This is a genomic window from Aquibaculum arenosum (genome assembly GCF_029222965.1).
GTDB lineage: Bacteria > Pseudomonadota > Alphaproteobacteria > Kiloniellales > DSM-21159 > Aquibaculum > Aquibaculum arenosum.
Genome location: NZ_JARHUD010000005.1, coordinates 40,920 through 55,476, shown reverse-complemented (window position 1 = coordinate 55,476; position 14,557 = coordinate 40,920). Strand labels below are relative to the sequence as shown.

The 14,557-nt window shown below is 55.1% G+C and carries 10 protein-coding genes and 2 pseudogenes; 10 read left to right on the top strand and 2 right to left on the bottom strand.

Features of this window, described 5'->3' with window-relative positions:
* From P2G67_RS09200 to P2G67_RS09185, 4 genes are read left to right on the top strand one after another with little or no spacing between them, the layout of a single operon-like run.
* On the top strand, positions 1-684 hold the full coding sequence (locus P2G67_RS09200; RefSeq protein ID WP_275822290.1) for a hypothetical protein: 684 nt from the start codon (positions 1-3) through the stop codon (positions 682-684).
* The gene (locus P2G67_RS09195; RefSeq protein WP_275822288.1) at positions 684-3,818 is read left to right on the top strand and encodes a glycosyltransferase; all 3,135 of its coding nucleotides are present in this window, start codon (positions 684-686) and stop codon (positions 3,816-3,818) included. Before P2G67_RS09200 ends, P2G67_RS09195 begins: the two co-directional genes overlap by 1 nt.
* 6 nt (positions 3,819-3,824) lie before the next feature.
* Positions 3,825-4,793 (top strand): sulfotransferase family 2 domain-containing protein, encoded by a 969-nt coding sequence (locus P2G67_RS09190; RefSeq protein WP_275822286.1) that lies wholly within the window; start codon positions 3,825-3,827, stop codon positions 4,791-4,793.
* Between the two features lie 48 nt (positions 4,794-4,841).
* The gene (locus P2G67_RS09185; protein ID WP_275822284.1) at positions 4,842-5,546 is read left to right on the top strand and encodes a sulfotransferase family 2 domain-containing protein; all 705 of its coding nucleotides are present in this window, start codon (positions 4,842-4,844) and stop codon (positions 5,544-5,546) included.
* A 7-nt stretch (positions 5,547-5,553) separates the two neighbouring features.
* Here the strand turns inward: P2G67_RS09185 and P2G67_RS09180 are convergent.
* Positions 5,554-6,350: pseudogene (locus tag P2G67_RS09180) on the bottom strand (IS5 family transposase).
* Positions 6,351-6,721: 371 nt separating this feature from the next.
* Here P2G67_RS09180 and P2G67_RS09175 point away from each other — a divergent pair.
* Positions 6,722-7,738, top strand: coding sequence for a hypothetical protein (locus P2G67_RS09175; protein ID WP_275822282.1), 1,017 nt, complete (start codon positions 6,722-6,724; stop codon positions 7,736-7,738).
* A gap of 590 nt (positions 7,739-8,328) precedes the next feature.
* Here P2G67_RS09175 and P2G67_RS09170 read toward each other — a convergent pair.
* A pseudogene (locus tag P2G67_RS09170) lies at positions 8,329-9,125 on the bottom strand (IS5 family transposase).
* A 100-nt stretch (positions 9,126-9,225) separates the two neighbouring features.
* On the opposite strand from P2G67_RS09170, the gene P2G67_RS09165 reads away from it, so the two are divergent.
* From P2G67_RS09165 to P2G67_RS09145, 5 genes are all read left to right on the top strand, one after another.
* Positions 9,226-10,167, top strand: a complete 942-nt coding sequence (locus P2G67_RS09165; protein ID WP_275822280.1) for a glycosyl transferase family 90 — start codon at positions 9,226-9,228, stop codon at positions 10,165-10,167.
* A 73-nt stretch (positions 10,168-10,240) separates the two neighbouring features.
* A complete protein-coding gene (locus P2G67_RS09160) occupies positions 10,241-11,182 on the top strand; it encodes a glycosyl transferase family 90 (RefSeq protein WP_275822278.1) in 942 nt (313 codons plus the stop codon).
* 134 nt (positions 11,183-11,316) lie between these two features.
* A complete protein-coding gene (locus P2G67_RS09155) occupies positions 11,317-11,922 on the top strand; it encodes a hypothetical protein (protein WP_275822276.1) in 606 nt (201 codons plus the stop codon).
* Positions 11,923-11,958: 36 nt separating this feature from the next.
* Positions 11,959-13,374: a phosphomannomutase gene (locus tag P2G67_RS09150; protein ID WP_275822274.1), complete on the top strand. Its 1,416-nt coding sequence runs from the start codon at positions 11,959-11,961 to the stop codon at positions 13,372-13,374.
* Between the two features lie 19 nt (positions 13,375-13,393).
* Complete coding sequence (locus tag P2G67_RS09145) at positions 13,394-14,554, top strand: hypothetical protein (protein WP_275822272.1); 1,161 nt, start codon at positions 13,394-13,396, stop codon at positions 14,552-14,554.
* Positions 14,555-14,557 lie beyond the last annotated feature (3 nt).

The following is a 14,557-nucleotide window of genomic DNA, read 5'->3' as shown; positions in this document are numbered from 1 at the left end:
ATGGACGTGAGCGTGGACATCGACGCGCTGAGAAGAAAGCACAAGACCGAGCTCGTGGAACGGGCTTTGCGCATTTATCGGCCAACCGATGCGATCGAAGAAACCGCCCCGGCGTGGGTCGACTTCTTACTGTCGACCGGAAACGTTGGCCGCATGATCGAGTGCCTCAAGAATGGCGGGCACTTGCCTGATAGCTTCATGCACGGGAACCAGGACGGCAACGCGCGTGAGCCACTGAACTATGCCGGAACAGCTGCCTTGGACCAGCGCCTTGAGTCCTTGCGCGCAGGCATGCCTGAGAAGCTGCAAATAACAATCACCAATCATAGCTCTTCCGTTTGGCAGAACACTGAATCTACGCCTATCAACGCCAGTTACCATTGGCTGGACCAAGATGGCGCGGTGGTCCAGTTTGACGGAGTGCGCACGCCCTTGCCCGAACCGATTCCACCTGGAAGAACCATCGCACTCTCACTCAATGTAACCCCCCCGTCGAAAGCGGGGCGCTATCAGCTGCTGCTCAGCCTGGTGCATGAAGGAATCTGTTGGTTCGAAGCGCGCGGCTTCGAGGCCACCAGCTATCCTGTTGAAATCGAGTGGTGCCTACCGGCCAGCACAGCGCGGGTTCTCGACGAAATGAAGTATTTGCGCGGCATTCTGCAAACAGAAGAGCAAGCAAACTGATGCGTATCGTTGTCGACCTACAGGTTGCCCAGGCAGCCCCCCAAGGGCCACGAGCTCTCTATGCCGAAGCGCTTGTACGAGAGCTTGCCATACAGGCAAAGGGCCGAGGCGAGATTATCGTGGCTCTAAGTGATGCCTTTCCCGATACGATCGAGCGCCTGCGCGGTGCGTTCCATGAAACGCTTCCAAAGAACGCAATACGTGTCTGGTACCCACCCGAGCTGCTTGGTACTGGTGCGGATGGCAACGCGAAATGGCGAAAAGTCGCTGAGCTCCTGCGTGAGGCCTTTATTGCCGAGACAAAGCCCGACCTCGTCGTGCTGCCGAGCTTGTGGAGCGGCTGGCAAGACCGAAGCGTGGTCAGTATTCCAGACACCCCTCTGTCACCAGCGGTCGCGATACTCCTGCCTGGGGATGACGAGTGGGCAGGAGCAGGCGAAGCAGATGAGCCAATGCGCAGATGGCACCAAGAACGGCTGAGCCACTGTCGACGTGCCCGATACCTGCTGAAGGTATCGGGACTGTCGGCAACGAAAGTCGAAGTGTCCGCTGGTACCGATCAAGAACTGCTAACGCTAGAAAGCACTGCGTCGGATCGTGCCGCAGGCACCCTTCTTGAACTTGGCGAGCGCGAGAGCGCCGCCCGCCGAGAAAGGCTTGCGCGGGTGGTCGCCCCAGCGCAAAGGCCACGCCTTGCGTACGTTTCCCCCTTGCCTCCGGAGCAGACCGGCATCGCCTACTACAGCGCCGAACTACTGCCCGAACTGCACAAGTACTACGATATCGATGTTGTGGTTGCGCAGGACAGCGTCGAGGATTCCTGGATAAATGAGAACTGCGCCATTCGGTCCGTCGCTTGGTTTACCCGCCACGGCCACAAGTTCGATCGGGTCGTCTACCAATTCGGTAACTCTCGCTTCCACGCCCATATGTGGGATTTGATCAAGTTCGTTCCAGGCGTGGCAGTCATCCACGATTTGTTCCTCGGAGACGCGGTAAACTACCGCGAGAACGTTCTGGGTGTCGGGATGGCGCTCCCGTTTGAGCTTTATCATTCCCACGGCTACCGCGCCATCCGGCCGCTCATCCTAGATGGTGACCGGGAAACAGCTATTGCCGAATTCCCGTGTAGTTTCAGTCCCATTCGTGATGCCAAGGGCGTAATTGTGCACTCTCAACACGCCCGCGATCTTGCATGCCACTGGTATGGGGAAGTAGTTGGCAACGACATCCAGGTCATCCCCCACCTGCGCCGCCTACCTGACATCTCTTCGGCGCGTCGCACTGCCGCCCGACGCAGGCTCGGGATTCCCGACGACGCATTCCTGATCTGCAGCTTTGGCGTGGTCAACAAGACTAAGCTGCCTAGCCGCCTATTCAAAGCATGGCAACATTCGAAGCTTCGCGTTGATCCTGCTGCTAGGTTGGTATTTGTCGGCGACACGCCAGATGATCATGGTCGCCAGCTGCGCAGCGAGATAGGTGCTTCTGACGACAGAGAGCGCATCCATTTTACTGGCTGGGCCAGTGCGGAGGATTTTCAGGCTTACCTCGCTGCTGCCGACGTGGCCGTGCAGTTGAGGTCGAACTCCCGCGGGGAAACGTCCGGCACCGTTCTCGACTGCATGGCGCACGGCATTGCAACCATCTGCAACGCCCATGGAAGCTTTGCGGAAATTCCGGACGAAGGCGTTTGGAAACTTGACGACGACTTCGAGGACAAGGCTCTCGTAGATGCGCTAGATAACCTTTGGAGCCAACCCTCACGGCGACGCACGTTGGGTGCCTCTGCCCGCGAACAGGTCATTGACAACTACTCGCCCAACGTTTGCGGACGACGCTATCACGAGGCGATCGAGACAGCCTATACCTGCGCGCCTGTAGAGCGCTTTCAGGCTCTGAAGACGGCTATGAAGAGCCTGACGTTTAAGGAGGTGAATGAGCAGCTCGCTGCGAGCTTTGGCTCCACGCTGCCGCTCCGGCTACCTCAGCGACAGCTTCTGGTGGATGTCTCCGTCGTTGCGCGCCAGGATCTTCGAACGGGCGTTCAGCGCGTCGTACGCAGTGTTCTTAAGCAGCTGCTGGACGCCGACCTCCCGGGCGTTCGCATCGAGCCCGTCTATACAAATCCGGGCATGCACGGCTACTTTTACGCTCGCGAGTTTACCCAACGATTCATGGGCGGAAAGCATTCCGTGCTAGCAGACGAGCCAATGGAGGCATTTTGCGGCGACATCTTTCTCGGCCTGGATCTCCATGGGGACGGCATTCAAGCGCAGAGCGCCTATCTGGAAGGGCTGAGAGATCGAGGTGTAGAGGTGCTCTTCGTGGTGCATGACCTTCTGCCCTTCACCCACCCTCAGTGGTTCCCTGAACCAGAAGAGCAGAACTTTGAGCGGTGGCTGCACTGCATTACGCGCTTTGAAGGAGCCATCTGCGTATCGCAGGCGACCGCCGAAGAACTCGCGAACTGGATTGCTGTACATAGGAATACCCGCACCAGACCATACAGGATCCACGTCGTTCATAACGGAGCCGATATACGCCAGTCGGTGCCGAGCTCTGGCCTACCGGCGGATGCTGAGCAAGTGTTGGCTGCGCTTGGCCGCGACCCCAGCTTCTTAGTGGTCGGGACCATTGAACCCAGGAAAGGTGTTGATGAAGTACTGGATGCTTTTGAGCTCCTGTGGAACAGAGGCTTTCGTTCCAATCTGGTTCTAGTGGGAAAGAAGGGATGGAACGTTTCCGTTCTTTCCGATCGTCTTTCTCAACATGGAGAGGCTGGCCGGAAATTGTTTTGGCTACCCGGTATAAGTGATGAATTTTTGGAGAAGGTGTACAAGACCTGTATCTGTTTGATAGCGCCTTCCTACGCTGAAGGATTTGGACTACCTCTAATTGAAGCAGCACAATACGGCATCCCCATACTTGCGCGGGATATAAAGGTTTTTCGAGAAGTTGCCGGTGCAAACGCGCACTATTTCGAAGCGGCCAGTGGCACGGAACTGGCAGGCGCAATTGAGGAATGGCACCACCTTTACTCAGCGCAGCAGCATGCGCCTTCTTCTGGCATGCCGTTCCTCTCTTGGGAGGACGTTGCGCGTCAATATGTACGGTGTCTTCTAGAGAGGTGATTTAACATGCGAATTGTCGATATAGAGAAGGGATTTCGTGAAGTACTCGGTCGCGAGCCGGATCCAGATGCAGCCGCTTTTTATGCGCAAAAGTCGTTGACCTATACTGAGTTTTGCGACGTGCTACGTAAGTCACGTGAGTTTAAAAACAAGCAACATGTGGCTGACCCCCACCTAGTCGGACCCGTCCATAATAATAAGTTCACCTCCTGGCCCTTCCCTCAGCTTTTCGTGGCTACGAATATCAAGGTTTTATACGTCCCAATAGCAAAGAACGCCTGCTCGTCGCTCAAGCGATTAATGGTTTCCCTTAGCGACATTCCGGACAAGGATCGCATAGCTACTAAAGGTGACATTCACACACAGACAGATAAGCACAACACAGGAATCCAGTTGAAAGATCTGCCGCAAGTAGAGGCCGAGAATTCCCTGCAGAGCAATATTTATTTTCGCTTCGCCGTTTTACGCGACCCATCGTCAAGGCTCTTAAGTGCTTATTGGGAAAAATTTGTGATAAATCGGCTTGATCCTGACAACCTAAACCACACTCTCCCGGTAATCGAACAAATTTACAGGTCAAAAGAACAAAGGGGTCCCGATCCGGATCGAGGAGTGACATTCGGCGAGTTCATCCACTTTATTTTAGGCAGCGACCCACATGACTTGGACCCGCATTGGTGTCCGCAGTCAGAATACGTTAAAAACATTAACATCACCGAGTTTTACAATGTAACAAATCTTTCCCCATTGTACCACAAGCTAGAACGAGTCAGCAAAAAGTCAATTCCAGACGTGAAACGGAACGTTACAAATAGCGGAAGGGGTCTCTCAGTTTCGGGTGCTTCCACCATGAGGCCAAAGGAGTTGCTACAACTGGGCGATATCGACCTTCCGTCTTTCTATCAAGAATCTTTCTACGAGCGCGTGAGGCATTACTACCGTGAAGATTATCGACTTTTTTCCCTTTGTAATTAATCCTTTATTTGCAATTCGTAATTTTATCTCGATGCAAAGGAGCTTGTTTTGAATATCTCTGCTAATGACTATAGGTTAATCTTTCTGCATGTCGAGAAAGCGGCTGGGAGCGCTCTTAGAAATCGCCTATTTCTCAATAATATCGCTAAGAACTATATCTGGTGGGGCCACGATGAATCACTTTCACTTCACCAGGCTTTGCTTATTGGCGGGCATAAGCGGCTGCCCTTTTATATAAAGCAAGGGATTACCCATGATCGGACAGTCTTTTGCGCAGTCATCAGGGAGCCAGTGGAACGGGCGCTTTCTCTATACCACTACCACTACCGACTGGGCGATATAACAAAAAACGTTAATGAAACTATTCTTTCGGATCAGACCTTTCAAAAGCGCATAGAGAACGCACAGAATAAATATCTGTCAGGGCAGTCCAAGTTTGTCCGGACGGTATCGTTGCTAAAAGAGAACAGTTACATTGTGGGCACCCAAGATGAGTTGCCGCGCTTTATAAGCGTTTTTGAAGCGCAGCTAGGCCTTATACCTGACGGCCCCGTTGTCGGAAATTCCGGCCCTAAAGGATACAAGCAGGATCTCGATGTCTCCGAAGAGGCCTATGTCAGATTGCTCACGCTGCTGGCTGAAGACATTCTGCTTTACACGTACATCTCGCAGCAATTTTCGGGTTTGTTCTGTAACGTCTGTCCCAGCAAATGGGATGCCCTTGGTCAGTCCCTGCGCAGTGCTCGAAGCTAGAAATCAGCTAGGACACCGACTCATAAAATCGCATCCAGATTCTGGCGGCGGCGAGTTTGACGAGCGCGAGGAAGTTAGCGTCGTGTTTTTCATAGCGGGTGGCAATGGCTCGGAAGTGTTTGAGTTTGTTGAAGAAGCGCTCGACGACGTTCCGATAACGGTAGAGAAAGCGGCTGAAGGCGGGGACGTTCTTGCGCGTCGGCATGGGCTTGACGTTGGCCCAGGCACCTCGGGCGGCGAGCCGCTGGCGCATGGCGTCGCTGTCGGCGAGCAGGATCTGGCCCGGCCCGAGTCCATCCAGCATGTCCTCGGCCGAGCGTCCGTCATGCGCCTGACCGGCCGTCAGCTTCAGCTTCACGGGCAGGCCGTTGGCATCGACAAGGGCATGTATCTTGGTCGTCAGCCCGCCCCGCGAACGCCCCATGCACACGGCTCGAAGGTCAGCCACACCGGCGGTCTGGGCGGCTTGCGAAGCCCCCTTTTAGCATTGGCGGCATGCTGATGAACCTTGATCGAAGAGGAGTCGATCGAATGGAGGTCGCCTTCATAAGCCTTTGTGATCGCCTCGAAAATCCGGTCCCAGACGCCGAGCTTGCGCCAACGGACAAAGCGATTGTAGCAGGTGGTATACGGGCCGTAGCGCTCCGGAATGTCGGCCCAGGGCGATCCCGTCCGCAGGCGCCAGTAGATGCCGTTCAAAACCTTGCGGTCATCTGCGCGCGGTACGCCCCGCGGCTTGTTGGGCAGCAGCGGCTCGATGATCGACCATTCGAAGCCAGTGAGTTCGTAGCGGCGTTGAGACATGGCAACCTCCCTTCAAGAAGTTTGAATCACTGTTCGCCTCAACGCGCTACCCTTTTATGAGTTTGTGACCTAGTCTATACAACGTTAACCACGTGTGTGAGCGTTAGAACAGACTCCACTGTGGTGTCTCGCCCAATTACGGGATAACCTCGTATCCAAAACAACCATTAGACCGACAAGGAGTTATGCTGATTCTGTTCACCTGCCGCATTACCAGGTACGCCGAGGTCGGTATTGTATACGAACTGACGAAGCATTCTCTTCCCGGCACCAGTAAAGACCATAAGATTCGGTGATTATAAGGTCATCTTGCACCAACTTTAACGTCGGTATCGGATTTCATGCAATAAACGCCACAGTAAGGGGTCACTATGTTAAGGAAATTCCGTATAATATTGCATATCGGAACTGAAAAAACGGGGACAACAGCACTTCAGAGAACGCTTTTTAAGAATAAGAATGCTATGTTGGATAACGGGTGGCTGTATTATCATGACGCAAACCTATTTAACGCGCGTGAGGTTGCTGCGGCCTGTGTGGGAGACAACAACGCCGATGCTTATTTGCGAAGAAACGGAATACGCACCCTTAAAGATCGCTTGTTTTTTCGCCAAAGAGTGATCAGTCATCTTGAAAAACAACTGTTCCACGCGCCTTCGCACATCCACACTATAGTAGTTTCGAGTGAACATTTCCATTCCCGACTCGTAAACCAAGAGTCAATAGCACAGTTAAAAACTTTTTTTGGCCAGTATGCTAATTCTTTTTTCGTTGTTGTCTACCTAAGAAGGCAAGTGGATCTCGCCACTTCCATGTATTCAACGCGACTTAAGTCAGGAGCTCACGAGCAATTCCATCCGTATGTCGAGAAACTACTAGCGGAAAAGAACCACTATTGTAATTATGACATTTTCCTGAAAAAGTGGGAGACATTGTTTGACCGCGACTGCATGCGCGTGCGTATTTTTGACCGGGTTGAACTTATTAAATCTAATATCGTTAATGATTTTTTCTCTGTCTGCGGATATACGGGAACATGGAAACCTACAAAAATCAATTTTAACGAGTCGCTGACTCCTTTAGGCCAATTACTGCTTCGACAAGCGAACATCAAGCATCTTGCTCTAAGAGAACACGCTGATGCGGAAAGTTGGAAACATATGCGCAAAATGATTGTTGCTCACTTTTCCGGAAAAGGTCGGCAGCTTCCAGCTGCCAAGGCAAACGCGCTTCAATCTCGGTTTATACAATCAAACGAAGCTGTGAGAGCGCGATGGTTTCCCGATCGCAAGGAACTTTTTTCGAGTCACTTTCTCGATAACGAATCCGAGATAACCCCCGAACAAGATCAAGTGGTTGATATCGTGTACAAATATTTAAACAATTAGTCTCTATAACCTTGCCGTTTATTTAATATGTAGACCCATTTTATATGTTATCTTCGACCAGTTCCCGTTCAAACCACATTGATATCCGGCGGCGACGAAATAGTTTGCGCATTCTTGCGGGTAGGGGCATCAATGAAACGGCCAGTGCCTGTCCGCAGCACCTCGAAAGTCCGCTCGACTGGGCGTTGCACCAATCGTCATTGATTAGGCCGTGGAGGCACACCCCGGCGACAAGCGTCGTGCTCGTTCGATATTTTCCAAACTCATATCATGTATGTGACCACCCTTCAGAAAAAACTTGAGAAACTAAATAATCTGCGTTTCAATGGTGTTTGTACTATTGTGTGGCTTTCGCGGCCTCGGTGTATTGCCCGCTTCCATTGCAAAGAACGATGACGACGTGAGAGGTTATCCAAGTGAAAAGAAAGCGGATTATAGTTCATGTTGGCGCTCATAAAACTGGCACTACCGCTCTGCAAAATTGGCTTTTTGACAATCGTGCAACGCTGGCGCGTGAGGGCAGTCTATATACATACAATTTGCGGGACGGTAGTTCAGGCCCACTCAAGAGCGCATGCCATGGATACGCACTAGGACACCGACTCATAAAATCGCATCCAGATTCTGGCGGCGGCGAGTTTGACGAGCGCGAGGAAGTTAGCGTCGTGTTTTTCATAGCGGGTGGCAATGGCTCGGAAGTGTTTGAGTTTGTTGAAGAAGCGCTCGACGACGTTCCGATAACGGTAGAGAAAGCGGCTGAAGGCGGGGACGTTCTTGCGCGTCGGCATGGGCTTGACGTTGGCCCAGGCACCTCGGGCGGCGAGCCGCTGGCGCATGGCGTCGCTGTCGGCGAGCAGGATCTGGCCCGGCCCGAGTCCATCCAGCATGTCCTCGGCCGAGCGTCCGTCATGCGCCTGACCGGCCGTCAGCTTCAGCTTCACGGGCAGGCCGTTGGCATCGACAAGGGCATGTATCTTGGTCGTCAGCCCGCCCCGCGAACGCCCCATGCACACGGCTCGAAGGTCAGCCACACCGGCGGTCTGGGCGGCTTGCGAAGCCCCCTTTTAGCATTGGCGGCATGCTGATGAACCTTGATCGAAGAGGAGTCGATCGAATGGAGGTCGCCTTCATAAGCCTTTGTGATCGCCTCGAAAATCCGGTCCCAGACGCCGAGCTTGCGCCAACGGACAAAGCGATTGTAGCAGGTGGTATACGGGCCGTAGCGCTCCGGAATGTCGGCCCAGGGCGATCCCGTCCGCAGGCGCCAGTAGATGCCGTTCAAAACCTTGCGGTCATCTGCGCGCGGTACGCCCCGCGGCTTGTTGGGCAGCAGCGGCTCGATGATCGACCATTCGAAGTCAGTGAGTTCGTAGCGGCGTTGAGACATGGCAACCTCCCTTCAAGAAGTTTGAATCACTGTTCGCCTCAACGCGCTACCCTTTTATGAGTTTGTGACCTAGGACAAGTACCCGGAGAAGCGGCCAATCATGGACCAGCGTGATCATGCTCTCCCAAACTGTGAACGCCTGCGTCATTACTTCGACGCTGGGTTGGATGCTTCCGCGCCAACGAGCCTTTATAGCCAGCTGAGCCGCGACCCTTGTATGGATTCGCCGTTTCTCTTTTCAAGAGATTCTTTCCATCTTACTGATCTACCTGAGCCGAAGAGAAAGCTGGCCGCGAATTACGCGAGTGACATGATCTACTTTCTTGATGTGGTTGATCCGTGCGCGACGGTCGCTGTTCAATTTGGAGATCATGAGCTCAAAAGACGGACCGCAGGCGGACTGATCTTCAAGAAGGCGCGCGCAATCGGTGGAGCGGGTATCATCCTTAAACTTAATACCCGGCGACACTGGAATTTTCGAGTTGATCTTGACACGCTTTCTTGGGGGTCGAAGGAAACGCGCGTGGTGTGGAGAGGAGCAACGACGGGACTTGCCGCGTCGACCGACCCTACACGGCTTGACTTCGTTAAACGATATCATGGACGCTTCGATGTCTGTTTTTCGGCGCTTACACCTCAGGCGGACGCGTCCTGCGCACGATATCTCGGCGAGAAATTGGGCATCCGGAGGCAATTGAGGTGCAAGTATGTGGTGAGCTTACCTGGAAATGATGTTGCCACAAATTTAAAGTGGATCTTGGCATCAAATTCCGTACCGATCATGCCTTTGCCCAAAAAGGATAGTTGGCTCCTAGAGTCGCAGCTGGTACCGTTCGAGCACTTTGTTCCACTTCGAGAAGACCTAGGCGACTTGGACGATATATTTGCATGGTGCGCAGAAAATGATCGAATTTGCCGGGAAATTTCGGAGAACGGCCGGCGGTATATGCAGATGTTTTTCGACCGTGCCAACGAAGAGAAACTGTTTGGCGAAATTTACCGGCGGTATTGCTTGGCGATTGAGCACCCCGAGGCTGAATGACCGATCTCTGAAGAACCCGTTGTCGACAGGGACATCGGCACACATAGCTGCACGCTAGCATTGAGGTGTTACTGTGGCATTAGAAAAACATACACTTAACAACGATTTTCGCGTTCGCAAATATTTTTGGGAAGGTATAGATCTTGCGAGCTTATCTTCCGATGCGCCTTTGACCGAACACTGGCCGGGGCTTGAACGTCCATTTCTTTTTAGCGAAAAGGCATTCGACGGCGTCGCGGTTGGGGAATTCCCGGAAGGGGTTCGGAAATACATTGCAGATATGCGTCACTTTGTGGAGAGCGTGAATGCCGAGATTCCCCTACCAGTTCAATTCGATGACAACGAGCTTCCTAACTCTGTGCCAAGCGGACTAGTTTTTAAAAAGGCTCGGGCGATTAATGGGAAGGGTATCCTCTTAAAACTTAAGGTTGGACGCCATTGGCACGCACGGGAAGAGTTTGATCGTTGCTCATGGGATGCTAAGAGATCCGAGATTGTATGGCGCGGCCAACCCACTGGACACAAAGACAAGGGCAGCCCCTTTGCCTGGTCGCGGAATGTGCGTTTCCTCCTCGTTTCTAAGTACCACTCATTGTACAATGTGGGATTTTCAAGTCTGGGGAGAAAAGGTGATTTGGAATGCGAGCCATACGTACGCGAACCGCTAACAATAGAAGAACAATTAAAGCACAAGTACGTTATTAGCCTTCAGGGCAATGATGTTGCGACAAACTTAAAGTGGATATTGGCCTCCAACTCCGTGCCTATAATGCCCCCGCCAACAGTTGAAACATGGCTGCTAGAGAGTCAATTAGAACCATACGTTCACTATGTCCCTATGTCAGATGACATGAAAAACCTACCAGCAACGCTGGAATGGTGCCGGCAGAATGACGATGCGTGCCGCGACATTGCCGAGAATGGACAAAATTACATTAGGATGTTTTTCGATACTGTGAACGAAGCAAAGATTTATACTATGATCTATGACCGGTACCGGGACCTCATCGCATGATATTAGGGTAAATTTCTCCGAAAGCGCTTTTCTCTCGCAAAGTCCGGCTTATCGTGCCCCACCAACAGCTACTGGCGACAAGTCCCCGCCCTAGCGTATTTAGGCAATCTGAGTGACAGTGGAGAATTATCCAAATGAGTTTGTCAAAGAAACTAAAGAAACCCGTCCTCACCTTTCCGGAGGATGTCGCCGAGTTCGTTGTTTCCGTCTATGATAAAGCTGACGTCATTCTGGAGTATGGGTCGGGCGGGTCTACTGTAGTTGCGGCTGAAATGTCCGGCAAGGAAATCGTTTCTGTTGAGAGTGACCCGAGATGGCTTTGCAGCCTTAACAGCTATATCCAAGACGCCCAACTGCCATCACCGCCCCGTACCTTCTGGGTAGACATTGGGCCCACCGGGAAATGGGGCCGTCCCGAAACTGAGCAAAACTGGAAGAATTATCCCGATTACGCCTTGAGCATCTGGGACTACCTTCGTGCCCGCGAGATTGCGCCCGACGTCATTCTTATTGATGGCAGATTCCGGGCTGCCTGTTTCGTTGCGAGTTTATTGAACATCGAAAAGGAGACGACCATTCTTTTCGATGACTACTCAGATCGAAACTACAAGCAAACTGTGGAGCGGTTTTGCAAACCATCGTCGTTTGTCGGCAGAATGGCGGTGTTTCACGTGTCGCCACAAAATGTCAAACCGTCATTGGTGCTTAACTCCATAAAGCAGTTTTATAATCCAGGCTAATTCGTTTTGGTGCCAATATCGGAAAGCACTTGTGGGATGATATGTACATTTGGACATTATCGCGCTTCGTTTGGCACCAGCGGCGCCCGTGGCCTGGCCACGCAGTTCACTGACGAGGTCTGCGCCAGCTTCACCCTTGCCTTCCTCACCGTGATGCAAGAGAAATCCCCCATCTCCCGCCTCGCCATCGGCCTGGATCGCCGCCCCAGCAGCCCGCGCATGGCGGCGGCCTGCACCGCGGCCGCCCGGGCCATGGGCATCGAAGTTCTGGACTACGGCATCCTTCCCACCCCTGCCCTCGCTCTTCAGGCGATGGCGGGTGACATGCCGGCGCTCATGATCACCGGCAGCCACATCCCCTTCGACCGCAACGGCATCAAGTTCTATCGGCCCGACGGCGAGATCTCCAAGGCCGACGAAACAGCCATCATGGCGGTCAAGGTCGCGCTGCCGCCGCTCGGCCCTATCGAGCGGGCGCCGGAGAGCGACGCGGCGCGCCAACGCTATCTTGCGCGCTACATCGAGTGGTTCACCGGCCAACCGCTCAGCGGCAAGCGCATCGGCCTCTATGAGCATTCAGCGGCGGGGCGCGAGCTTAGCCTTGAGATCCTGGAGGCGCTGGGCGCAGAGGCGATCCCCCTGGGCCGAAGCGAGGACTTCGTGCCGGTGGATACCGAGGCAGTGGGCGAGGAGGATCGTGCGCGAGCCCGTGAATGGACGCGCGCGCACCAGCTCGATGCCCTGCTCACCACCGACGGGGACGGCGACCGCCCGCTCCTGGCCGACGAACAGGGGGAATGGCTGCGCGGCGACATCGTCGGCCTGCTCTGCGCCCGTGCCCTCGGGATCGACGCGCTGGCCGTGCCGGTGAGCTGCAACAGCGCCATCGAGGCCTGTGGCGCCTTCACCCGCGTGCTGCGGACCCGCATCGGTTCGCCCTATGTCCTGGCGGGCATGGAACAGTTGGCGGGTGAGCATGCCCGCGTGGCCGGCTTCGAGGCCAACGGCGGCTTTCTGCTCGGCTCCGACCTGGAAGCGGAGGGACGTCGTCTCAGGGCCCTGCCCACCCGCGACGCGCTGCTGCCGGCGCTCACGCTAATGGTCTCTGCAGCGCAACAGGGGCTACCGCTCTCGGCTCTGGTTGGAGACCTCCCGAACCGCCACACCGCCAGCGACCGCCTCAAGGACGTTCCCACGGAGCGCAGCCGCGCCCTGTTGATCCGCTGGCAGGACGACCTGCCCGCCATGGAGCGCGAACTGGGCCTGGCGCAGCCCATCACGAAGGTGGACCGCACCGATGGCCTGCGGGCCACCCTGGCCAACGGCGAGATCGTGCACCTGCGTCCCTCGGGCAATGCACCCGAGTTGCGCTGCTATGCCGAGGCGGACAGCCCAGATCGCGCGAGCGCTCTGGTGGAGACTGTGCTAGGCAGGCTCGCTAAGCTTACCTGACCCGCGACCGAGAGCCGCCTTGCCTTCCCCCTCCCCCTTGCACGTCATCCTGCACATCGGCACGGAGAAGACCGGCACAAAGACCCTCCAGCGCACGCTGGTGGACAACCGCAAGGCCCTGCGCGCCCAGGGGATCCGCTATCTCACGACGCCAGGCCGCGTTGAGGCCCGTGCGCTGGCAGCGGCGGCGCTCTGTACCGACCTGGCGGACGACTACCTGAACCAGCTGGGTGTCCAGGGCCGCGAGGCGCGCCAGGCCTTTCGCGCCGAGGTCAGGCAGGAAACGCGCAAGACCTTGAAGGCCCTGCCTAGCGACGTGGACAGGGTGGTGATCTCCAGCGAGCACTTTCACTCCCGCCTGGTCAAGCCGGTCCAGCTCACCCGGCTGCGTCGCCTGCTGGGGCCACGCGCCGGCTCCTTTCGGATCGTCTGCTATCTGCGCCGCCAGGTGGACCTGCTGGCCTCCTACTACTCCACCGAGCTCAAGAGCGGCGGCACCCGGTGCCTGGAAGAGATCGCGCGGGCACTCGGCCGGCCGAGAAGCCCTTACTGCAACTACGCTGGTCTTCTGGAACGCTGGTCCCAGGAGTTTGGGGAAGATGCCCTGGCGCCAGGTCTGTTTGGGCAAAAGGAGTGGCACGGGGGCAGTCTAGGGGAGGATTTCGTGCGGCGCAGCGGACTCGCAGAGGCAGCACCGGAACTGACACTTTCGCCCGCCCCTATCCGCAACCCGTCGCTGAACCCGGTCGGCCAGGCCCTGCTGCTGGCACTCAACCGGCGCGCCAAGACGATATCTCAAGGCCAGGCGGCCGAACCCGAGTGGCAAGCGCTGCGGAGAACGATCGCGCAGGTTTTTGCTGGCCCAGGTCAGAAACTGCCCCGGGAGCAGGCCGAGACCTATCAGAAAGCATTTGATGAGAGCAATCGACAGGTGTGCCGCAGGTGGTTTCCTGATCGTAAGCAACTCTTCGATCCGATACCCGATGACTACGGCCGCCCTGCGGAAAACAGAAAGCAACTTGACGCCCTCGAACGAGCCCTGCTGTCCCTCGTGGAAGACGACGATTGCCGGACCCCCACAGCCGCACTCGATAGCTGCCTCCGGCTGCTGGATGAAGTCGGCTTGACTCATGCAAGCGCCCTGCTGGGAGAGGCGGCCGCCCAGGCGCCAAGCAGCTGAGAA